This window comes from Acinetobacter amyesii, from assembly GCF_002018365.1.
GTDB classification, from domain to species: domain Bacteria; phylum Pseudomonadota; class Gammaproteobacteria; order Pseudomonadales; family Moraxellaceae; genus Acinetobacter; species Acinetobacter amyesii.
Window position 1 is genome coordinate 501387 of record NZ_MVKX01000001.1, and the last position, 21650, is coordinate 523036.

Annotated in this window: 29 protein-coding genes; 12 read left to right on the forward strand and 17 right to left on the reverse strand. The window is 39.0% G+C overall.

Features of this window, described 5'->3' with window-relative positions:
- Positions 1–383: 383 nt before the first annotated feature.
- The 8 genes from B1202_RS02465 to B1202_RS02500 all read right to left on the reverse strand — a co-directional run bounded on the left by B1202_RS02465 (position 384) and on the right by B1202_RS02500 (position 6094).
- Positions 384–773 (reverse strand): hypothetical protein, encoded by a 390-nt coding sequence (locus B1202_RS02465; RefSeq protein WP_143221552.1) that lies wholly within the window; start codon positions 771–773, stop codon positions 384–386.
- Between the two features lie 44 nt (positions 774–817).
- On the reverse strand, positions 818–1126 hold the full coding sequence (locus tag B1202_RS02470) for an HNH endonuclease (RefSeq protein WP_078188996.1): 309 nt from the start codon (positions 1124–1126) through the stop codon (positions 818–820).
- Entirely contained in the window at positions 1126–1533 is a 408-nt protein-coding gene (locus B1202_RS02475; RefSeq protein ID WP_078188997.1) for an HNH endonuclease signature motif containing protein, read from the reverse strand. The genes B1202_RS02470 and B1202_RS02475 overlap by 1 nt, the downstream gene beginning before the upstream one ends.
- A 146-nt stretch (positions 1534–1679) precedes the next feature.
- Positions 1680–2153, reverse strand: a complete 474-nt coding sequence (locus B1202_RS02480; RefSeq protein ID WP_078188998.1) for a hypothetical protein — start codon at positions 2151–2153, stop codon at positions 1680–1682.
- 405 nt (positions 2154–2558) lie between these two features.
- Complete coding sequence (locus tag B1202_RS02485; RefSeq protein WP_078188999.1) at positions 2559–4457, reverse strand: DUF5906 domain-containing protein; 1899 nt, start codon at positions 4455–4457, stop codon at positions 2559–2561.
- Complete coding sequence (locus tag B1202_RS02490) at positions 4454–5362, reverse strand: primase-helicase zinc-binding domain-containing protein (RefSeq protein ID WP_078189000.1); 909 nt, start codon at positions 5360–5362, stop codon at positions 4454–4456. The genes B1202_RS02485 and B1202_RS02490 overlap by 4 nt, the downstream gene beginning before the upstream one ends.
- Positions 5362–5865 (reverse strand): phage regulatory CII family protein, encoded by a 504-nt coding sequence (locus tag B1202_RS02495; protein ID WP_078189001.1) that lies wholly within the window; start codon positions 5863–5865, stop codon positions 5362–5364. The genes B1202_RS02490 and B1202_RS02495 overlap by 1 nt, the downstream gene beginning before the upstream one ends.
- A gap of 13 nt (positions 5866–5878) precedes the next feature.
- Positions 5879–6094: a hypothetical protein gene (locus B1202_RS02500; protein WP_078189002.1), complete on the reverse strand. Its 216-nt coding sequence runs from the start codon at positions 6092–6094 to the stop codon at positions 5879–5881.
- 98 nt (positions 6095–6192) lie between these two features.
- Between B1202_RS02500 and B1202_RS02505 the strand changes: the two genes are divergently transcribed.
- From B1202_RS02505 to B1202_RS02535, 8 genes are all read left to right on the forward strand, one after another.
- Positions 6193–6834, forward strand: a complete 642-nt coding sequence (locus tag B1202_RS02505; RefSeq protein ID WP_078189003.1) for a LexA family protein — start codon at positions 6193–6195, stop codon at positions 6832–6834.
- A gap of 179 nt (positions 6835–7013) precedes the next feature.
- Positions 7014–7298, forward strand: coding sequence for a hypothetical protein (locus B1202_RS02510; RefSeq protein ID WP_078189004.1), 285 nt, complete (start codon positions 7014–7016; stop codon positions 7296–7298).
- Complete coding sequence (locus B1202_RS02515; protein ID WP_078189005.1) at positions 7295–7519, forward strand: hypothetical protein; 225 nt, start codon at positions 7295–7297, stop codon at positions 7517–7519. The genes B1202_RS02510 and B1202_RS02515 overlap by 4 nt, the downstream gene beginning before the upstream one ends.
- Positions 7516–7803: a hypothetical protein gene (locus B1202_RS02520; RefSeq protein ID WP_078189006.1), complete on the forward strand. Its 288-nt coding sequence runs from the start codon at positions 7516–7518 to the stop codon at positions 7801–7803. Before B1202_RS02515 ends, B1202_RS02520 begins: the two co-directional genes overlap by 4 nt.
- Complete coding sequence (locus B1202_RS16420; protein WP_171262570.1) at positions 7803–7952, forward strand: hypothetical protein; 150 nt, start codon at positions 7803–7805, stop codon at positions 7950–7952. The genes B1202_RS02520 and B1202_RS16420 overlap by 1 nt, the downstream gene beginning before the upstream one ends.
- Before the next feature lie 3 nt (positions 7953–7955).
- Positions 7956–8147, forward strand: coding sequence for a hypothetical protein (locus B1202_RS02525; protein ID WP_078189007.1), 192 nt, complete (start codon positions 7956–7958; stop codon positions 8145–8147).
- Positions 8144–8437, forward strand: a complete 294-nt coding sequence (locus B1202_RS02530; RefSeq protein ID WP_078189008.1) for a pyocin activator PrtN family protein — start codon at positions 8144–8146, stop codon at positions 8435–8437. The genes B1202_RS02525 and B1202_RS02530 overlap by 4 nt, the downstream gene beginning before the upstream one ends.
- A gap of 56 nt (positions 8438–8493) precedes the next feature.
- A complete protein-coding gene (locus tag B1202_RS02535; RefSeq protein WP_078189009.1) occupies positions 8494–9009 on the forward strand; it encodes a hypothetical protein in 516 nt (171 codons plus the stop codon).
- A 98-nt stretch (positions 9010–9107) separates the two neighbouring features.
- Here the strand turns inward: B1202_RS02535 and B1202_RS02540 are convergent, their stop codons facing one another.
- From B1202_RS02540 to B1202_RS02550, 3 genes are read right to left on the reverse strand one after another with little or no spacing between them, the layout of a single operon-like run.
- A complete protein-coding gene (locus B1202_RS02540; RefSeq protein ID WP_078189010.1) occupies positions 9108–10493 on the reverse strand; it encodes a nucleotide-binding domain-containing protein in 1386 nt (461 codons plus the stop codon).
- A 6-nt stretch (positions 10494–10499) separates the two neighbouring features.
- Complete coding sequence (locus B1202_RS02545) at positions 10500–11057, reverse strand: Pycsar system effector family protein (RefSeq protein WP_143221554.1); 558 nt, start codon at positions 11055–11057, stop codon at positions 10500–10502.
- A gap of 52 nt (positions 11058–11109) precedes the next feature.
- Positions 11110–12255, reverse strand: a complete 1146-nt coding sequence (locus tag B1202_RS02550; protein ID WP_078189012.1) for a tyrosine-type recombinase/integrase — start codon at positions 12253–12255, stop codon at positions 11110–11112.
- 103 nt (positions 12256–12358) lie between these two features.
- Between B1202_RS02550 and B1202_RS02555 the strand changes: the two genes are divergently transcribed.
- The 3 genes from B1202_RS02555 to B1202_RS02565 all read left to right on the forward strand — a co-directional run bounded on the left by B1202_RS02555 (position 12359) and on the right by B1202_RS02565 (position 14304).
- Positions 12359–13303, forward strand: coding sequence for a pseudouridine synthase (locus B1202_RS02555; protein ID WP_078189013.1), 945 nt, complete (start codon positions 12359–12361; stop codon positions 13301–13303).
- 112 nt (positions 13304–13415) lie between these two features.
- Positions 13416–13763, forward strand: coding sequence for a type II toxin-antitoxin system RelB/DinJ family antitoxin (locus B1202_RS02560; RefSeq protein WP_078189014.1), 348 nt, complete (start codon positions 13416–13418; stop codon positions 13761–13763).
- A 97-nt stretch (positions 13764–13860) separates the two neighbouring features.
- Positions 13861–14304, forward strand: coding sequence for a GNAT family N-acetyltransferase (locus B1202_RS02565; protein ID WP_078189015.1), 444 nt, complete (start codon positions 13861–13863; stop codon positions 14302–14304).
- Positions 14305–14442: 138 nt separating this feature from the next.
- On the opposite strand, the gene B1202_RS02570 is transcribed toward B1202_RS02565, so the two are convergent.
- Complete coding sequence (locus B1202_RS02570) at positions 14443–15162, reverse strand: pseudouridine synthase (protein ID WP_078189016.1); 720 nt, start codon at positions 15160–15162, stop codon at positions 14443–14445.
- Between the two features lie 151 nt (positions 15163–15313).
- Between B1202_RS02570 and B1202_RS02575 the strand changes: the two genes are divergently transcribed.
- Positions 15314–15769 (forward strand): DUF441 domain-containing protein, encoded by a 456-nt coding sequence (locus B1202_RS02575; RefSeq protein WP_078189017.1) that lies wholly within the window; start codon positions 15314–15316, stop codon positions 15767–15769.
- A gap of 32 nt (positions 15770–15801) precedes the next feature.
- Here the strand turns inward: B1202_RS02575 and B1202_RS02580 are convergent, their stop codons facing one another.
- The 5 genes from B1202_RS02580 to B1202_RS02600 form a co-directional block, all read right to left on the reverse strand.
- Positions 15802–16968 (reverse strand): CynX/NimT family MFS transporter, encoded by a 1167-nt coding sequence (locus B1202_RS02580; protein WP_228145119.1) that lies wholly within the window; start codon positions 16966–16968, stop codon positions 15802–15804.
- 112 nt (positions 16969–17080) lie between these two features.
- Positions 17081–18091 carry a sensor domain-containing diguanylate cyclase gene (locus B1202_RS02585; RefSeq protein WP_078189018.1) on the reverse strand — a complete coding sequence of 337 codons (1011 nt, stop codon included), beginning with the start codon at positions 18089–18091 and terminating at the stop codon, positions 17081–17083.
- A 252-nt stretch (positions 18092–18343) separates the two neighbouring features.
- Positions 18344–18670 (reverse strand): gamma-glutamylcyclotransferase family protein, encoded by a 327-nt coding sequence (locus B1202_RS02590; RefSeq protein WP_078189019.1) that lies wholly within the window; start codon positions 18668–18670, stop codon positions 18344–18346.
- 9 nt (positions 18671–18679) lie between these two features.
- Entirely contained in the window at positions 18680–19600 is a 921-nt protein-coding gene (locus B1202_RS02595) for a LysR family transcriptional regulator (protein ID WP_078189020.1), read from the reverse strand.
- Positions 19601–19852: 252 nt separating this feature from the next.
- Complete coding sequence (locus tag B1202_RS02600) at positions 19853–21568, reverse strand: AAA family ATPase (RefSeq protein ID WP_078189021.1); 1716 nt, start codon at positions 21566–21568, stop codon at positions 19853–19855.
- Between the last annotated feature and the right edge of the window lie 82 nt (positions 21569–21650).

Below are 21650 nucleotides of genomic sequence, written 5' to 3' on the forward strand. Positions count from 1 at the left end.
AGATTAGGGGGCGGTGTCCGCTGGGACCGAAATTTTTAAATTTTGATACCCCCCACGGGGTTAAATGCGCACCAATATAATGCAAGTCATTAATTTTATTAAAATGTTCCACGAAAACTTTAATAAAATGAATCACGATATATGTTCCACGAATTAAAAATCCCTGCCATTTCTGACAGGGATTAGAGTCGTCCACGATGGCCAATTGATGTGTTAATGGCTTGCCGTCACCAAGGTATGAATCCTTTCACTACCCACTCTGTCCTCTCAGCATCCTGCTGAGACATAGAATCATTCATGAGTTTGCTTACACATGAACGTGCCGTCTATTCCGAGCTGCCAACATTGAACCAAGCTAACGTGTGCCGGTTCTGTATGTTCTTTTAATCTTTAATACGTTGAAGTCCCAAGGATGCTAGCTTCTCATCATCTAATTGTTCAAGACCTACAGACTTGTCCAAGAACACAACTGGTTTAGAAGCCAGCTTTGAGAACTCGTTTAGCCACTCGCGGAAACTAGCTGCGTCTTCCATTGAGTCAAAACAAGTATATTCACCACGTACCACGACCATCACCGTGTCTGCATGGATCTGCTCAATATCCTTTGAAATGCCTACAGAAAGTAATTCAATATCTATTGGTTTTTGATTTATAAATCGCGGGGACACTTCCAAATGTAAACCCCAAATCTCTTGATCAATACCACCAGTCAATGTGACTTGCTGAATGCCGCCAATTTTGGAACCATCTTCAAGCACCACCTGAGACCCCACACATGATCCGCCATCAGGTATATGCAGCTGAGCAATCTTATTCATTAACGTTTCATCCCGTGTTTGCTTTCTTGTTGTGTCTTCTGGTCATGGCATTGCTTGCATAATGATTGCAGGTTGTCCATGTCATCCGTTCCGCCTTGGGCTTTGTTGACAATGTGATCACACTCAAGCGTCATGGATATACGCTGGCACTTGCAGCACGTCCAGTTATCACGTACATGCACTTCACGTTTGATCCGACGCCATGGCCGACCGCCGCGACCTTGGCCATAGTTTTCTTGTTTGGCTAAGGTCGGTTGATTACTCTTGAGTGTTGGTAGTGATCCACCCAGCTTTGTTAATCGTGCCATTACTTCACCGTATATAATTTTGCATCTTTAGGTATGGGTTCCTGCACAGTCAGTGGCTTGCCCTCAGTAATCCGCTGGAAGCATGGCTCACACAATGCCTGCCAGTTATCGATGTTCCAGAACTTCACTTGGCTGATAGGCTGATCAATGTGCGCAACCTGATCTGCTGGGCTTGTATAACCACGCTTAGTGCAGTCATAGCAGTATCGATTCGCCAGTAAATAATCTGCACAGGCTTTACGCCATGCTTTGGCCTTGTCATCCTTTAGCGGTTTTGATCTGGCCTTCTCAGCTTTGTCGGCTGATTGCTCATGCTCCTGCCAGTGAGCAGCTCGATTCTTTTTACCCATGCCTGCGTATCCCATAAAAAAACCCGCATGATTGCGACCAGTGCAACATGCGGGCATAAAAAAACTGCATGAACTTTCCGAGGGTAATCATGCAGTTTGTTTAAAGAACCTTTCGGTTCCATGGAGAACTACAGCGCTTTTATCTAGAGTTTTCCATTGTGGTAAAAATTAACTTAAATTCGTTATTGAGTCAATAATAAAGTTTACTTAATTTTATAGACCTGAGTAAAAATTTTATCTTCGCCAATAGCAATCTCATTGTTTATATCTTTTAGAACATTCTCAATATGCCCAATCATGTACTTATGAACTGGAAAATAAGACCATCCACAAATTAAAGCCCGAGCTCTCACAGATGGTACATAGCTTGCTGGCACTAAACAAAACTCTGTCAAAGCAATTAAGACAATCGATCGATGATAAATTTGATTAACACCAGCATCAGCGAACTGTTGTTCATATTTCCCAACAAGAATTTCACTGAAGATCTGTACATTGGCTTTGGTGTTTGCACCAAAGTATTTTAAGCGGATTAGGTTGTCTTGTAGCTTGGTCAGCTTTGCGAAGCTCATTGCAAGTAGAATATCTTGTGCAGTCATTGCAGGCTGGCCACCATCAATGCGATCTGCTTCGTAATTGATTGACTTTGGATTGAGTAAACGCAAGAATTTTTCCATTACAAGCGCTCCTCTACAATGGTACACACAAAAAACATTTTAAAAATAACTACTTGGAGTGCAATGTTTACCATAAGCGTTTTTTGTGTACCGTTGCATAAAAATGGTACACACACACAAACCTTATATATCAAGGCTTTTAGGAAAATGTGTACCATGTGTACCATTAATATAATATCTCTCACGCAAGAGAATTTTTTTGAATCATTTTTGAAATAGAAATTTAAATCATAATTACTGGCTGCAAAATTTTCCCGTGTGCGCGTGCGCGCGCAATGGTACACATGGTAAACATTGGACAATAAAGTGTTGTGTGGTAAGGCTTGCAGGTGTGTACCATTGGTCATAAATGGTAAACACGATGGTACACATGGTACACATGGTACACATTTAACCCTGTAATTATTATGGGAATGGGTATGGAGCATCATTATTATCACCTTGTAACGTCTTGTCAAATTTTTCGATGTCTGCACCGTACCAATCCATTTTCACGGTTGGCCTAAGAACTCCCTGCTTATCCGCTGTCTGCTCTGGCATCACACCAATAACCACCAATTTACTTTGCTGCTTGTTTGCAGGCTGAGATGGTTTTCGCCAATGCTCCTGTTTATCTGTCGATACAACCCCATATTTTTTAGCTTCACCCATAAACCTTTTTAGACTAACAATATGTTCATTGGTTTTTTTAGACCACTTTTGATATGCGTCATATAGCTGGGATACCGTACACGTACAGTAAGGGTAATCGGTTTCTTCAGCAATCCACTGAACAATAAACGTGTCATATCCTGCGCGCGTATATTCAATAATTTCCCGTTTTGCTTTGGTCATTGGTGGCTTGGTATGCGCATTAAAACCAGTTAAATCAATCTGTAAAAGCGTTGCATAAAATGCTTCTATCACATCGTTATCGTCAAGATCTGCAACGACTCGGTCTAATAATTCTTGCGGTACTGTTGACTTTGGATACAAAACCAAGAATCGCCGGTCATTTTCTTCAATCGGCAAAGGCTGAGTATGATTCGATAAAAATACCGTATTCATATGGTTTGCCTGTTGCATAGACGATAAGAATTTTTGATGAATTGATAGTTTAGATCCAGTGATCAAATGCTTAATAAACCCCATCATGCCGTGTTTAGTTTTGTTATTTGCGATTTCTTCAAACAGCAAAAAAAGCACTTCATCAGCCCAGTCGTTATATTGGCTTTCAAGATCTCGCTGGTCTAGTGTCTTATGATATTTTGTGTAGATTTTCTCCATAATACCGCCAAAAAATAGCGATTTACCTGCACCATGAATATTACCGTGCATGAGTATTGAAGTGGCCATTTTGGCCCCTTTATGTTGAAGCGGATATGCTAACCATCGAATTAACCAGCCATATGCCTGTGGTTCACCAACACATAAATGACGTAATAATTGATCAAAACTTTTACATTTTTCATAAGCGTCTTTTCGGTTCATCAACATGTCTGGTGCATCAGCATCTGTTGCCGCAACTACATCAAGTCCCGTAAACCTGTTAATTTGATGAGGTTTGGATGAATTTGTCGGATCAAATACCAAATCAGTATTATGAATCATTCGGCGATGTGGTGATTTAAACCAAATTTCATATTGGTTCGGAAATGCTTCACGAATTGCCGCATTTTTAACACGCTCACGATGAAGTGTGTCCCATGATTCAAGTGTCCCTTCCAAATGTACATAGCGTTTAATCAAGTCAGTGATTTCAATTGCTGTCTGACTATCAACCTCTGTTTTTAAGGTATCCTGATCAATCATTTTACGATTGCGATGCGATTGCCAGCGCTCTGCAACTGACTTTCCAACCATTTTTGTAAATGCAACCGCTTTGATGGTTTTTTTACGGAAGGAATCCCATACGTCAGTTTTACCCTCCACCAACATGAAGCGACCTAAACATTTCTCAACTGTAAAATCTGGACGCTCAAAGTCTTCAGATTCCCCATCCCCCTCCTGCTGAGGCCCACCAGAATGATTTTCACGCTCGATTAAGTCCCGCTCTGTATAGGTTTCAAGTTCAAAATCTTCATGACTATGAGTATTTGGCTCATCTTCAGCCAAAAATGCCTGATCCTCTGCTGAAAATCGCCCCAAATCTTGGCCTGCATTTTCAAGGGGGTGCGGGGGAACAACAAAAGCAGAAAATTGAGAAGAAATCCCGCTTTCTATCTGCGATCGCACTTCTGCTAACCCTGAAATCACATGCAGGTCATTAAAGTCAGACGGATGAGAATTTGATGGTGGCTGCTCTAACATTTCATCTTGACTCATACGTTCACCGCTTGACTAAATTCGGGGATAATCACAATGCCGCCTGTTGCAGCCACAGCTTTATTCGCAGCTTTTAAGCCTGCATCAGGTGGAGTCGAATGACTGTCATCGTCAGCGCAATACACAAGACGTGCATGCGGATGCAATATGCGTATTTCTTTACCCACTTTGTCTATATTTCCTGAATTAAACGCCACAACCGTGACGTGACCGGTCGCCTCATAAATGCTGGCACCAGTCGCATAGCCCTCAGCTATACAGATAATTTGATCTTGCTGAATCACTTGGCCGATCATGTAAAAACATGCGCTTACTCGCCCGCCTGGTAAAAAAGGCTTATGGCCATCTGCATGAATTTCTTGGATATTCCAAATTTTTCCGTCTTTATCAAACAAAGGAACAATCAGATTTCCTTTGCCATTTATGCGACAGCCATGGTTTTGAACCTGCTTGCGTACCAAATACGGGCAATCACGGTCAGATGACTTATATCCCCAGATCCGGGCAGAACGTTTGGCAGCAGCTTCTTGTGCTTTACGCTCTTCGAGTTCAGCAGCTTTGGCTTGCGCTTCGGCTTTTTCTTTCCATTTTTTACGGTCTTCATCCGTAACTTTTGTATCTGCAGATAAGCCCAGGACTGCGCCAACTTCTGTTAAAACTTCTGAATAGTTCATGCTGCGAGATTTTTCAATCAATGCAAACCCATCACCTGCACCGCATTGATTACAGATCCACGTACCTTTCCCCTGTTTATCGTCACAACGAAAGCGGTCTTTACCGCCACAAATCGGACATGGACCATGTATATTTTTTTTAGCTGGTACTGTGATGCCAAATGCGGGGTATATAATTTCTTTCCAACGCCCTTTTGCAGCATCACGCACTTGATCAAATGTTAGAGCCATTAATTTGTCTCCACATCACTTTCTGCCTTTTGACGGGCTAATTTTTTAAGTTGTGCAACAGCTGCAATAAGACACATTGCATTTTTTTCAATGCTTGCCAGTTCAACATCGACTATTCGGCCATCTTTCAGTGCATCACTCACAGTCGTGAATAACTCACCTACTCGGTTTGAAACTGTGCCTATATTGGCCAAAAAACCTGTGTCATGAATATCTATATCGGCAGGTAATTCATATACCACTGCATTACCATGCGCGGCAGCTGCACTTTGCAAAATGCGAATGTCTTTTGTGTAATTCAAAATTGCTTCGACATGTTCTGGATGCAAATGATATTGCGTATTTTGAATATCTACACATTTGCTGAATACCATTGGATTAAACCCATGAATCTCAGCTATAGCCGCTTTACTTCCATGTCGATCTTTGCAAGCGCGGTATAGCGCAACATCCAATGGCAAGACAGCATTTTGTGCAGCGAAATTTGATAAAAAATCACTCATATCTAATTTGTCCTTAATTTTGGATGTTTGCACAGTCAGACATTGAGGTTACATTTTGATCATGTTGATTCCCTAGCAATAAAGCTTTTTCTAAAACTTCATATTCTCGACGTTTTGGTATGCAAGCAGGATTCCATTGACTAACTGCTTCTGGAGAGATGTCTAATAACGCAGCTAGCTGTTTAGATTTACTGCATTTCAATTTCTTTTTTGCATCATCAAGCGTCATGGGTACACCAATAAATTAAGTAAAGTTAATTTATTAAACACAACAAAACTTTGCTAGTCAACAATTAAGATAAGTTAATTTTTAAAAGGTTTTAAAATATGAGCAGCATTGGGACACGAATAAAATCTTTAAGAAAATCTCAAAAACTCACATTAAAGCAATTGTCAGCCAAAATCGGGCCTTCAGATGTTGCTATTTCACAATGGGAAAATGATGTAAATGTACCCAAACATGAGCATTTAAATTCTCTAGCTGAAACTTTTAATACGACTATTGACTACATAATGTATGGAATATCAGAAACTTCTGATAATGTTAAGGACTACCGACCTATAACGCGGATGCTGCCAGTTTTGACTTATATTCAATGCGGTAATATGACAAATGTGAGATCAATTCAACCCCATGAAGTTGATCGATGGCTTCCAGCGCCTCCTGAAGCAGGGAAAAATAGTTTTTATTTAATTTGCCAAGGGATAAGTAATTCTCCAGAGTTTAATGATGGTGACTTCATCTGTATTGATCCGGATTGGACACTCGATTGCGTTCAAACAGGTGAAATGATTGTTGTTTTTCAAGATGATGAAGCTACTTTTAAAGCTTTAGTAAGAGAATTCAATACCCTTTATTTAAAAGCATTAAATCCAAATTTTCAGCCAAACATCATACCATTAAAGGAAAATGCCTTATATCGTGGAAAATATGTTGGAAAATTTACCCCAAGCAAAAAATTCCTCTAAATTATTAAAATCATATGCCGACAACAGTCGGCTTTTTTTTGTTTCGGAAAAAATAAATTAAGTAAAATTAATTTTTATATTGACAACAATATTAAGCAAAGTTAATTTATTTGGACAAATTAACTTTTCTTCTTTTTTTTGGTGTCACTATGTTAAAAAATCTTCATGATAGAAACAACATGGATCATATAATCATCACACGTTTAAAAGCTGATGATTTTGGCCAACCACAGACTAAAGACTTTGATTTCTACAAAGAACGTGCTGTTTCACAGATTCAGACCGCTATTCACAGCATCTACAAATCAACCAATCAACACGAATTTACAGTCGCAATTACACAAGCAAATGCATTCATTGATGCTGCGATCAATTTCGAATTTATTGATTTAACAGAAAAAGCTAAATGGCTTGACGATGTTGCAAAGGCTATGCGTGCTCAATTGATCGAGGAGTATGTATGAACTTATCAGTTACCCCTGAAAGCATAGTACCCGAGCAATCAGTCATTGATTCATGGCCAAAACTGCATCGAAAAAAAGGTAGCCATGCTTGCCAAGGGAAATGTCCAAATTATCCGGACGAACAATGCTGTCATTGTTTGATCCAAGACACTCCAGCTGCTCTATCTGATGAAGACAAGCACCTTAACAATGCTGTTGAAGCTGTGGGGTATGTGCCATGAATTTAGAAAGTAATTTGCTTACTGGCATCGCAAATATTTCACGACTGTGTATGACCAAATCAGGTACTGATTTTGAAATCAATATGTCGCTCTACCCGACTAAAAACGAACTAAATATTTATGTTTTTAAAGGAGGTTATGCGCATGCATGGCGTAATCCCAAAAAACGTATTGAAAAAATTCGTATTGATTTACGTGATCCAAAACTTGCAGCAATGCATATGGTCGAAGCTTTTACTCATATTGAAAATATGGCCAACGGATTTCGTAAGGAGATGAACTAATGAATTTTCATTATGGCCATGTTGCCGTGTTCATTTTTATTGTTTGTCCCGCTGTTTTAGCTGCCTCAATATTTTTCCGCTTGATGATTAATCATGCTGGTGAACTGAAGGCGCAAGCAATGCAACATAAAACTAAAATTGGAGAATAAGACATGCTTCAGTTTACTGATTTGAATCATACAAAGCACACGATCCATTTGGCAAACATGACAAATGTGGTCTACAGACTTCAAAACGGTGCTCATATCATCACTTTTCACATGCTTGGAAATCATATCGTACCTGCGACTGTAGACCGTGTAACCGCTGAGCGTTTGATTCAAGAATTGGGAGAGCTGCAATGAATAATCCAATGATGCAAATAAATTCATTTCATGTGCTCATGATCCGATATTCATCACCAGTTGTCCCACTAGAAACCATAGTAAACGACTATTTCACACATATGAAAATAGAGGAAGCTAACCGCAGAGCAAACAAAATGAATCTACCTTTTCCAGTGTTTAAATCAGAAGACACAAAGAAGGCTAAATGGATGGTAAATATTGTTCAATTTGCATCTTATCTTGACCGGCAAAGTGAACTAGCCAATCAAGATTTTAAAAGGCTATGCGGAATAAGTAGTGGAATTTAAGTTTTAAGAAAAATCCGTATTTCGGAATAACGTGTGTAATTTAAAAAGGTAATATCATGAAACAAGCACTAAAAATCAAATTGGCAGATCATTCAGAATTTACACAAGCATGGTTTGCATTCATCAAATTAGGCTATCAATGGGGCGGTAATTGCACCGAACCTTGCACAGCACCCTATCTATACACATACGAAGATGGGCGCATTCTCGCTGATTATTTTGATGTTGAAGGAGCTGATTTATCAAGCCCTAATTCTGCTTTTGGGCACTTCAATGCTCATGAGAATAAGGAAATCACACTAGCAGAGTTAAAAATCACTGCATTTGGGCGTGAAGAAGCTGTATTTATCGGGATTGATGCTGATTACAAATATTACAGTGTGGATGCTGATGGAGATGCTTGGTACACAAAAAATGAGCCACACCTTTCAGAACGTGGTGATTTTTGGGGTAAAGATATTTCAATGAAAGAAGCCCCTAACTTCAATCTGCATAGTGATTGGAAGCAATCATTAATAAAGCGTAACAGCGTTGAAGAAGAAGTTGATGATCTTGAAGTTTCCACTCAATAAGTCGTTTCGTGTGGATTGGTTTTTATAAATTTTCCACACGTTATTCCGTATAGCCTTTTAAAATGATGAATAAAAGCTCACTAATGTGAGCTTTTAATTTATTCAATTGGTACGTAAATATAATCTCTAAATACTACATTTTGCTTAGAATCAAGCACATCACATCTTATATAATGCAAACCTTTAAAATTGCAATCTCGTTGAAAAGTCTTATTTCCCCTAAAAATATTTAATGTACTGGTACCATCAGCCTTAATATCTTCTTTAATAATTTCCTCTTCTAAAAATTTTTCCAATATGGGTTCATTTTTAAACCCAGAATGGTTTTTTTTATAAAAGATTACCTTTAAAAACTCTCCTAGAATTAGATTTTTAGAATTTAAGGTTGCAATAATCTTAGAATTTTTTTTAATAACCTCTGAGTTAGAAATGTACTTCTTTTTAAATCCTTTCGGATCATGAACCTCAGCTGTTAATTCAAACCTATGATTTGGAATCACATGCTCATTATTAGATATTCCTGTTGTAACCGATCTCTTTAACTGTAATGGAAGAGGTAAACCAAGAATATATTTATTTATTTTCAACAATCTCATTGTGTAGTTTAAAGAACTACCATCAGCCTTAATATAATTAGGAGTAACAAAATGTACTGGTTTATCTTCATAATTTTCCTGAACAGACTTTATCTCACTAAGATCTTCCGGAAAGTTAAAAAACTCCAATATTCCTTGCCCCATCATAATTTGATTTTTATTCGCTAAACCTTGTAGTTTTGCAGCAAGATCAACTGGAAGTCCAGTAGGCGAAACCTCCCCAACTGCACCAAAACCATAATTACCCCACAAAACTTCAGAGTCATCTCCAAAGTTACAACCAACACGAAAACCAAAATCTCTTACATCAAAGTCTTCTTTTTGACTTTTAAGCCATGGTTTTATTGTCTGTTCTAGCAATACCGTGAGCATCGAGGCAGCGTTAATACAGTCAAGAATGGACTGCTCTTTAGAAATTTTAGTGGAACCAAAAAAACCTAAAACAGCATCGCCCATGATTCGATGTACATGACCATCAAAAGCATGAATGACTTCAATGCAAGTTTTAATAACAGCATTCTTAAACTTATAAATAAATTCAAGACTATCTGGATACTTAAGCGATAATTTAGTCGAACCCTTAATATCGACAAACATTGTTGTGATGTATTGTTTTTTTACTCCTCCATGTACTAAGGAATTAAAATCTGGGTGATCTGCAATGGTACTAAAATTCAGAGTATTTCCGCGCCCAAAAACTTCACGAATTTGTTGTTGTAATTTATATTGTTCAGGTTCTTTAATGGTTAACTTTAAACTTTCATCCAAAGCTCCTGTTGAAACTTTACCCTCTGAATTAGATGCTGATTCAAGCCCAATTGAATCAATCATCATTCTTGGATTATTAACATATTTGTCAAAATCACTGGTCGAAAAATCAAAACTCACTATCAATTACCCCAAGCGAATAATAAAACTTAATAGTAAAATTATTAGAAAAAATATAAATGAAAAATTTACCCAAAAACCAACTTTTGAATACTCACTCATTTTATCAGCTGTAATTTCTGCAAGCACATGGACTTGACTTAACAAATCTTCAAATCTTCCTTTTTCATTTGTATTTTCTACAGCATCCACAAAGTCTTTAGTGGATTTAAAATCTCTAACATGGCCGTAAAATATGGTAGATAGCTGACCCTTTTTACTATCTGTACTTGGATCTTTGGTTGGCTTCAGATTTGGTTTAATCACTTGCATACATTGAAGATACCCCTTGAAAGCAAAAAAACCGAAACCAATAAAACACATTATTAATATGACTTTTTCACTACTTATTGAAATAATATTCTCATCCGCTTGACCACCCATCATGCCCCAACCAACTAGCCCTGTGGCCGCCACTGCTAAAGAGCTAATCAATGTAATAGTATTTGAAGCTTTTGTATTTGCAAGATTTATATAGTGGTCATATCTTTGGAGCACCCTAAAGTAAAATTCATTCTTTTCCATTTCCATTCTCCCCAATATGAATACCAAAGGAATTAGGGTATATCATGAATAATTAAAAACAAGCATCATTTTGAGCAAAATCTATAGCCTCGTCATAATCTAATAAATTTTTGCGATATAAGTCTAAATTTACATATCGCTGCAAACTAGACCAACTATCATGCAATGTAAACTGCTGAATTTGAGGAACAGTCAAACCTTCTTCAGCTAGACGAGTTGCACCTTCATGCCTAAAGTCATGCCACCATAAGTCATTAATACTATGAATTTTACAAGCTTCTGTGAATAAACGGGTTGTTGAGGCTGCGTCAAGTGGGATAAGTAGATCTGGATCTCCACCAAGTCTCATCATTTTTTTTCTTACTTCTGGGCTTAAAAGTTCATCAATAATTGCCTTGGCTTTAGATGAAACTTTAAATCTTTTATTGTTCCCTTTTGAACCCTTTGGATTTTTCATATTTCTAACCAACCACACACCATGTTCAGCATCATAGTCACTAATTCTTAATCCAAATAACTCACCTCTTCTTCTAGTGGTATAGATTGCTAACCACATAATTAAATGTGTAGGCATAGTGACATTTTTGAGCTCCCACCTTTTATAAAAATATGATGTTAAAATCAGTAGCTCGTCTCTAGTTGGAAGCCTCTCTCGACTTTCAGACCGGTCTATTTGTTTTGCATTTCTTAGACCAACCATTGCTTTTTCTAATTCAAACAAAGCTGGGCTATCCTGATTAAGGACAAATTCAGCATGCATTAATACAGATTTAAAATAATAGAGATCTTGTTCAACAGTGGATTTAGCTACTGGTGCCCCATCAAAATTACTATTTCTACGTTTTAACGCATAAGCTGAAAAAACATCTCTGGTTAAATTAATGAGTTGCAATTTGGCAAAATCATAAGTTTTAAATTGTTTCAACTTATAGAGTTTAGATTGACCAATTTCAGTTACATCTTCGATATAACGTTCAATTGCATCATATAGAGTCATGGACTGTTTTATTTCACAACCTTGAAGTATTTCAGGATTTATTTCAATTTCAGCTTCACGTTTTTTTATCCATGCTTCAGCTAAAGTTTTTTTACTAAACGTCTTCGATTCGCTAAAATTCACACCTTGCTTTCGTACTTGTATTAACGCTCGATAACGCACATCCCCCTTGGTAGTAGTACGTTTTGAGATAGTGCCCATAAAATTGCAACCTCGGATTTGCGGTTGCAATAAGGTTGCATAAAATGCAGATATTAGCAAATATTCAATAGTATTCACTGTAATACACAAAGGTGGAGTTTTAATGCAAGCAAATGTTTTTAATAAATATATTAATAATTCAAAAAGTTGTAAAAATTACACTCCCCCGATGATCAATGGTGTTAGTGCCAGCAAAGTCTTCCTTGACGGTCACCAAACTCAAGCCTCTACCGTCTATGCATATTTGTGTGAGCAATTTCCTCATATCCAAGCAGCAGAGTGGCAACAACGATTTAAAGATGGATTGGTCTATGCCGCAAATGGTGACGTTTTAACACTAGACAGTCCTTTTGAAGCCAATCGTCATGTTTATTATTATCGATTCTTAGCGCATGAAATCCATGTTCCCTTTGAGCATCAGATTTTATTTGAAAATGATCATTTCATTGTGGTCGATAAACCACATTTTCTCACCATGAGTCCAACCGGTCAGTATGTACAAGAAACCTTATTGGTTCGACTCAAAAAACAAACGCAGCTTGAACAGCTAACGCCGATTCATCGTTTAGACCGTGAAACTGCAGGTGTGGTGCTCTTTTCCAAATGTGTCGAAAGCCGTGGGCTGTATCAACAGATGTTTGCCACTCGAAACGTTCAAAAAACCTATCACGCCATTGCAGCTTATCGAGATGAATTAAATTTCCCAATCACAACTCGCTATCGTATGGAAAAAGGTCAGCCTTTTTATACAATGCAAATAGTAGGTGGGGAGCCTAATAGTGAAACCTTCATTCAGCTGATCCAGCAGCATGGAAACCGCGCTAAGTATGAATTAAAGCCACATACCGGCAAGCAACACCAGCTCCGTGTGCATTTAAATACTTTGGGCATTCCAATTCAAAATGATCCCTTTTATCCCATAGTGCAACACAAGGCAGATGATGATTTCAGCCAACCTTTACAACTACTTGCGAAACATCTTGAGTTTATCGATCCTGTGACAGAGCAGGCTTTTCAATTCAGTTCTGCCTATGAATTGACACTGTAAATCGATTGTCATTACATTAAATTGATAAAATACTGCCGAACATTCTTGAATTTATGATAGTTTTGATTAGAATAAATGCGAAAAGTTAAGTATTTTAAAGCTTTCTAAGAATATGAGAAAAACTGAAGTCTACCAAATCCGCCTCGATTCACAGGAAAAGAAACAGGCCTTTGCCGTGTTTAAACAATTAGGCATTACACCTGCACAGGCTGTACGTCTATTCTTTAAACAAGTTGTTTTAACCAAATCAATCCCCTTCTCTATTGAAAACCAAAATATCAATATTGAACAATTGATTAAGTTACGCAAATTAAAACAACAAGAAGCCCAAGCCATTTCAACCACTGAAATTAGCCCTGCGGAATTAGAAATTTTAAATAATGATCCATTATTAGATGATGATCATCTCGACTTGTTTGAAGAACTCAATGCAATTTTGGGTGAAGGTGACAAAACTTAACACTGTCGCATTTATAAACAATTTATAAATCAACCAATTTCGAAAATTCGATATGCTTCATGCAAGACTGATAAAAATAGCATGGAGTATAGAAAAAATGATTGTTCGACGCGCAACTGAAGCAGACCTTCATCCACTTGCTGTTTTATTTGATGAATATCGCCAATTTTATGGCACCTCTTCTAATCTCGATATCTCATATAAATTCCTAAAACAACGTTTTGAAAATAATGAAAGCGTTATTTTTATTTGCTTAAAAGATGATGTGATTACTGGGTTTATCTTACTGTATTTGGGCTTTTCATCTGTGGCTTGTTCAACCTACTATATTTTAGATGATGTCTATGTTAGCCCTGTATATCGTCGTCAGGGTTCAGCCAAACAATTGATCGATACTGCGGTTCTCTTTGCTCAACATGAAGGCGCGCTTCGAATCAGCCTCGAAACTCAAAAAAATAACTATCACTCCCATCAGCTTTATGAATCGATGGGCTTCATTAAAGATGATGAATTTCAAACCTATCATTACTTTATTCGTTAATGCATTACTCAACTTTAAAATACATCAACAACGCATGTTGAAAAACGCATCTTTAAATAAATAATTAGCAGTCATACTTAGGGCTTTAATACCGCACATTCATCCTTCAAATGATGAAGTATCAAAGCCCTGTACCTATTACTGTGGATTTAGATTTTCACGAAATTTCGATTGTTCAATTTGCGCTGCATTCAAATAGATCCATTCACCTTCAGCAATATCTTCAAGCTTTAATTGTCCAATTTGAGCACGATGTAAAGTTTCAACTTTATTACCGACAGCCGCCAACATCCGCTTCACTTGATGATATACCCCTTGATGGACAGTCATTTGTAATTGCTGTGAAGCCAATAGCTGTACATCGGTTGCAGCGAAGATGCCTTTTTCGTTTCGAAGCTCCACGCCTTGTTCTAATTGTTGTATTTGCTCAGGTGTCACAGGATCTGCGGTATGCATCGAATACACTTTGGCAACATGCTTTTTAGGGTGTGTAAGCGCTTGTAGATATTGACCATCATCCGTGAGCAGCAACAGTCCAGTGGTGTCTTGATCCAGTCGCCCGACGCATTGCAGACCACGATTTAACAGCACATCATCAAATAATTCAAAAACACTAAAATGATGGGTTGCCTGATGCGAACATTCATAACCTTGGGGTTTATTTAACGCAATGTAAACATGCTCACGATAGACATAGTCCTGACCATACACACTGTAAGTTAATTCATTCAAGTCCAGTTTATGCTTTGGATTATCTACAATCTCACCGCGTATTTCGACCGCACCATTTTTAATCAACTGTTGGCAATATTTACGCGAACCAAAACCTTGTGATTGCAGCATTTTTTCCAAAAACATAGAACAACCTAATAAACACCATATAGTGCTATTTTATACTGAACCACGAGCCAACTTGCAGGAAAAATAGCGGAAATGATCTTGAACGCCAGTTTTTAATGTTTCTGCGCTACACTATTGATTATTTATTGAAGTTTCTCACGAATATCCTATGTCTCAGTTGGATTTAAATCTGATCGTGTTATTGGTGTTATTGGCTTGTGGCATCTTTAGCCACAATACAGCGATCACCATTGCAGCAGGTGTCTTGATTGTTTTCCGCATCACGCCTTTGAGTGAATTTTTCCCCTATCTGCAACAATATGGCTTAAACATTGGCATTATTATTTTAACCATTGGCGTACTCACGCCGATCGCTAGTGGGAAAATACCCGGCGATTCGATATTAAAATCCTTTTTAAGTTGGAAATCCCTCGTCGCGATCGCCATTGGCGTCTTTGTTGCTTGGTTAGGCGGTCGCGGAGTCAAACTGATGTCGAATCAGCCAGATGTGGTTGCCGGACTACTGATTGGGACAGTCGCAGGTGTTGCGATGCTACGTGGTGTACCCGTCGGCCCACTCATTGCAGCAGGCATCTTGTCGCTACTGATTGGGATTAAGCAATAAGGCCGTTGTTGCCCTAGAGGTTTAACAAAATTTTAATTTGAGCCATGCTGCATTTGAAATAATCGCCGACTGAGCATGACTCCAACGAATGACAACGCTGACATCAAGATACCCGCCCAAAACCACGCTCCAGTATGAGAAACTACAGAGGCAATCACAGGTGGCAGAACAAATTGGGAAATTGCAGAACATTGTAAAATCATGCCGACCGTCGTACTAATTGCCGCAGGATAAGGTGCAAAATGCAGTGCTTGCGCAAAGACCGTCGCAGCAACTAAGCCACCAAAAAGCGAAAAACTGAACACCGTTAAATAATGCAATAAAAACGGTAACGCGTCTTTAAAGAGATAAAATCCTAAGGAGCAAATGATCAAGACGGCAAAACCCAGTTGGACTAAAGTTTTAGCTTGAAAACCACGCTGTAATAGCAGTCCACACCCCCATGTGCCTACTGCATTGGCAACGGCAACACTGGCTGTTAAAGCGCCTGCCAATTCTGCTGAAATTTGGTTTTGTGCATAAATCATCGGTAAGAAACCCACCAATGCAAACCACTGCCCTGCATATGTCCCAAAAATGAGCGCCAAAAGCCATGCTGCTGGATGTTTAAGAGTATCCCTAATGAGACCAATAACAGGTGTGGTATTGAGTGCCACATTAGGCTGAGGAATAAACATGGCGATACAGAGCAATAATGCCGCAGTAACCATAGCGAAACTGAGCCAAACTACGCTCCAACCATATTGAGCAATTAGAAATGGCGCCACTAATAAGGCAATTCCCATACCTCCGCCCATATAAGCACTCCACAGCCCCATCTTCGCGCTGATGTGTTGTAGCGGTACTAGCTGACGGATAAATGCAGGCCCTGTGAGAGTCACCAATAAGAAGCCAAATCCTTCTATGACACGCAGCAGCAACAAAACATCAAAGCTTTGTGCAAAACTCCCCCATGTACTTGCAATCGTCAATAAACTTAAGCCCAGTAAAATACACAGCTTAAATCCAATTTTTTGGATATAACTGCCAATCAACAATGCAAAGCACATTCCTGCACCCTGTACCAATGAGAGCAATAAACCAGACTGAATAAAGCTAATGCCGAGTTGCTGTTGTAATACAGGTATTGCGGGCGGTAGTTTCCCGATATGCATTGCTGCAATAAAACCTGCTGCAATAATGAATAAATCTTTTGACATCCCTTTCATTGAATTGTCATGCTCTTTTCGCCATGCAATAGCGCTCAGCATAACCATTCAAAATATTCAAATCAGTCAAAAAACAAATAACGTTAGATTAATTTTCAATTAGTTATTCAATATTAACTTGTTTCCGCTCACGCTTATTGGCGTACATTTTCAAATCTGCCATTTCCACCAATTGATCGATGGATTGTGCATCTTCTGGAAATAAAGCCATGCCAATACTGGCACCAATTTTCAAGCTCATTTGCTCAAATGCAAATGGCAGTCCGCAACTTTCTGCGATTCGATTCATCGCCGTTTGCGCACGTTCTAAGTTGGCAATATTGGTTAAGATCACAGCAAACTCATCACCACCCAAGCGTGCGACCAAGTCATCTTGACGTGTTTCACGCAAAATGCGCTGTGCAATTTCTTTCAGTGCAGCATCCCCAATGCGATGTCCAAACTGATCATTGATCGGCTTTAGACCATCCATATCAATCATCAATATGCCCAATACTTTTTTCTGCGCGCGAGCTTTTTCTATCCCTTGTCGTAAAAAATCGACAAACAAAGCCCGATTGGCTAAGCCGGTTAAGCTATCTTGAGTCGCCAATTTATATAACTCTGTCGCACCGAAACGTGTCGCATGGTACATCGCCGCAGCGATCAACTCAGACATCAAACTCAATATATGTAAGTCAGCTTCCTGAAAGGCATCGACTTGATCAGAGTAAATCTTTAAAACACCAACACCTTCATCACAGTGAATCAATGGCACCACAGCCATCGAACGCAACCCGACACGTCGACATGCCACGCGATCTACCCGTGCATCTGTTTCCGAATCTTGGCAATACAGTGTTTGTTTCTGCGCAATACATAGACCTGATAAGCTATTTTCAATATGTAGTCTTAAACCCAGTAAATGACTCGCCCCACCAGACACTGCACGATAGACCATATCACCATCTTCAGCCAACTCTACAACTGCACCTTTGGCATGTGTAATCTGCTGCGCCTGTTCTGCCACTACGGTCATCACTGCATTTAGATCTAAACCCAGTTTGGCAATTGCTGTCTGCGTTTGAATCACAGACATGAGTTGAGTTGGTGAGGGTTCTATATTATTCGGCATGATTGAGCTCAAACAGGTTTCAGTGTGAGATACAGCTCAATTCTAAAAATTATTCATCCACTTGTATAGCAATCTTAAAGTGATTTCTGTGCATTCAAGCACTTTAGATACAACTCTTTCAAATATTGCTCTTTAAAAAAAATGCACTCAAGGAAACAACAGAGCATGCAGAATCATCGATACATATTTCGAAGGTTGGGGAAAGTCATGATGTATAGATGACCCACGTATTTCACGACCCTCCACTGGATATTATTTCAAGGCGTAAATTTCACTCTGCATCCATTCTCCGCCTTCCAATTGTACATCTACAGCCACACGTTGGTATTCAGCCCCTTCAAATTCATCTAAAGCCGCCCAATGTGCTGCTAAATTTTCAGAGATAAAAACATAGCCTTCAATGGCTTGACCTGCCTTCGATAAACGAATGCCCGGACTACCCATCGCCGCGCCCCAGCCTTTATGTTCTAATTCACCCCAAACTACACCTTTCTTCCACTCGCCACCAATACGCTCCATCACGTGTGCATTAGGCTGACCTAGACGTAATGTCCCGTATACAAAAAGACTCTGTGTCATAGATCCTCCTTAGTTGGAATAATATTGATTGCGTTTTTGTGAGAATTTCGCCAACTGTTTTAGGAAGCCTTCAAAATAGCTTTTTTCAGCCTCTTCTGTACGATAGCCGGCGTACAAAGTTCGTCTTAAACCTTCAGGTGAAACACAATCTAAGCGTCGAGAGGTCACCCAACCTTTTTGCTCATATTCATTCACGACCCAATCAGGTAACGCCGCGATACCACGACCGCTTGCAACCAACTGAATCAGCATCTGGGTCAAATCTGTAGTACGGACATGTTTAGGCTGAATATTGGCCGGTAAAAATAATTTCGCCATGATATCTAAACGATGTTTATCGACCGGATAGGTAATCAGCGTTTCTTCTGCTAATTCTTGAACAGTCACATTTGTCGCACGAACCAATGGATGTGTATTGGACAATACCAAACGAGACTCATATTCAAAGATAGGGAAATATTCCACACCTTTTAAATTGATTGGGTCTGCCGTAATCAGAAGATCAAACTCGCCCGTTTGTAATAGTTCATGCGGATTGGCTTCAAAGCCAGATGCAAAGTCTAAATCTACATCGGGGTATTGCTGACGGTAGACATTCAATAACGGCATCAGCCAATCAAAACAACTATGACATTCAGAAGAAAAAATAATTCGGCCGGTTTGACCATGCACAATACGTGTAATGTCCGATTGCGCAATTTGAACTTGCGGCAAAATGTCATCGGCAAGGCGTAGTAAACGTTGCCCAACATTCGAAAAGGTCACAGGACGTGTGCGTCGGTTCACCACCTCTACCCCATACCAATGATCGAGTTCTTTCAACTGGTGTGAAAGTGCAGAAGGCGTTAAACACAGATCATTAGATGCAGCGACCAAAGAACCGTGTTCTCTGAGTGCCAATAAGGTTTTGAGATGGCGTAATTCCAACATGAATGTTCTCAACTAAACTTGGGAGCAACTTTGCAATCGAATAGTTTTCGCAAAGCATTAATGAATTAAACTCATCTTATCATTATTTTATTAAGTTTTATTCATTTTGAGTTTTATTTGGAACTTTAATCACCAATTCATCGTTTTTAAGCAGATGTAAAGGATGAAAATAAACACAATGCCCACTTATTAAAAAAGCCAGATCGATCAATCTGGCTTTAAAAAGTCTACATTCCAAAATGAATGAAAGGGTTATTCCACAAATAATAAAGCCAAACGAACTTGGTCATATCCCATGCGTGGACTGGTCAACTCCACAATTGGGCGCAGCTTAACCGTGCCGTCATCATTATAATGTGCTGGGTCTTGTCGTTTCGCCAAACGTTTATAGATTTTACGCACCTGCTCAACCACGTCTTCTCCCGGATGTGCCACCGAGATATCTAAACCTTGCTCTTTTTGCAGACGAGCCAAATGATTAATAATAGTAGCTGGTGTTAAACCACGCTCCACTGCAATATCTTGAATTTCATAACCTTCTTCAAACAATTCACGAGTTTGATCTAAAGTCGCTGTGGCAAAGCTTTGTTTTGCACCAGTTTTGGCAATTTTCTTTTCATTGCGCTCGATTTCCACTTCATTCAGCGTTCCGCCACAGTGACGAATAAAGGCTTTATGTTGTACGGTTAAATCGGCCTCTGCAAAATTGGTTTCCGCTTCATCAGAAAGTTCCTGAAAACGTCGATCGGCTTTAATCGCCAAACTGTCGAGTTCTAAGGCTTGTTCATTAAAACCAAGTAAACGCAAACCATCTAATGTTTTTAAACGCGACAATGCCACATAACCCTGACCTTTCTCAAAAGTATGGGTCAAGTTAATTTCTGCCGCTGCAAGGGTCATCCCTTGAGATTTGTGAATGGTGATCGCCCAGGCCAAACGCAGTGGAATTTGTTGGAAACTGGCAATGGTTTTACCATCATCATTATCGACAGACCATGTTTCAGGTTCGACCACCAAGGTTGTGCCATCAGTGAGTTTTACTTTAGGCAAAATGCCATATTCATCATCTTCTTCAAAACCTATAACTTCACCAAGGCTGCCATTGATATAGCCCACATCAAAGTTGTTTTTTACAAACATCACTTTGGCATTTTTCTTTAAGGTCAAAGTTTCCGGCGCACGCACTGATGATTTTAAGGTTTCAATCAGTTTGTCATTACCATCACATTGCGCATCAAACTGGCGAGATTCTTGTTTAATTTCATTTAGATGCTTATAGTTAATACTGTCCACATCCATATTATGGGTATACAGACGCGTAAAGGTTTCACCAATATTTTGCGCACGGGTTTGCCCTAAAGCATGTAAATGATCACCCGTAATTTGCTGAGCACGAATCGCATTTAAAATATCATTCAGATAGTCATTGCCCTGACGATGTTGTTCGGTCAAATAACACACGCGAAACTTCGCTTCTACCCATGCTTCAGACATAAAGCAAAACTTATCACGGTTTAATTCACCTTTACGTCCCACAGGCGGTAACTGGAAGAAGTCACCAGCAACTATGACTTGGATTCCCCCAAAAGCGTCTTCACTGTCTTTAAAAAATTTTAAAACTTTATTGACCAAATTTAATTGCTTGGCATGTAGCATCGAAATTTCATCGATAATTAAAACTTGGGCATTTTCCAAATGCTCTTTTAAATATTTACGTTCTTTTAAGCGCTTTAACTCATCTTCGGAAATTGCATCTTTAATACCAATTCCTGCCCATGTATGAATCGTCATACCATTCATATGGGTTGCAGCAATCCCTGTAGAAGCCGTAATTGCCACTGGCACTTTGCGTGCTTTCAGATAATTGATGTACTGATTTAAAGTATAAGTTTTACCTGCACCAGCCGAACCTGTTAAAAACACATTTTCGCCTGCTTTAAGCAGCTTGAGTGCAGTTTCTTGTTTCATAAGACCTATACCGTAAAAGAACGGCTATAGCCTAACGATTTTTGACTCAAAAGTTAAGCGCACAACATAGTTTACTAAATCC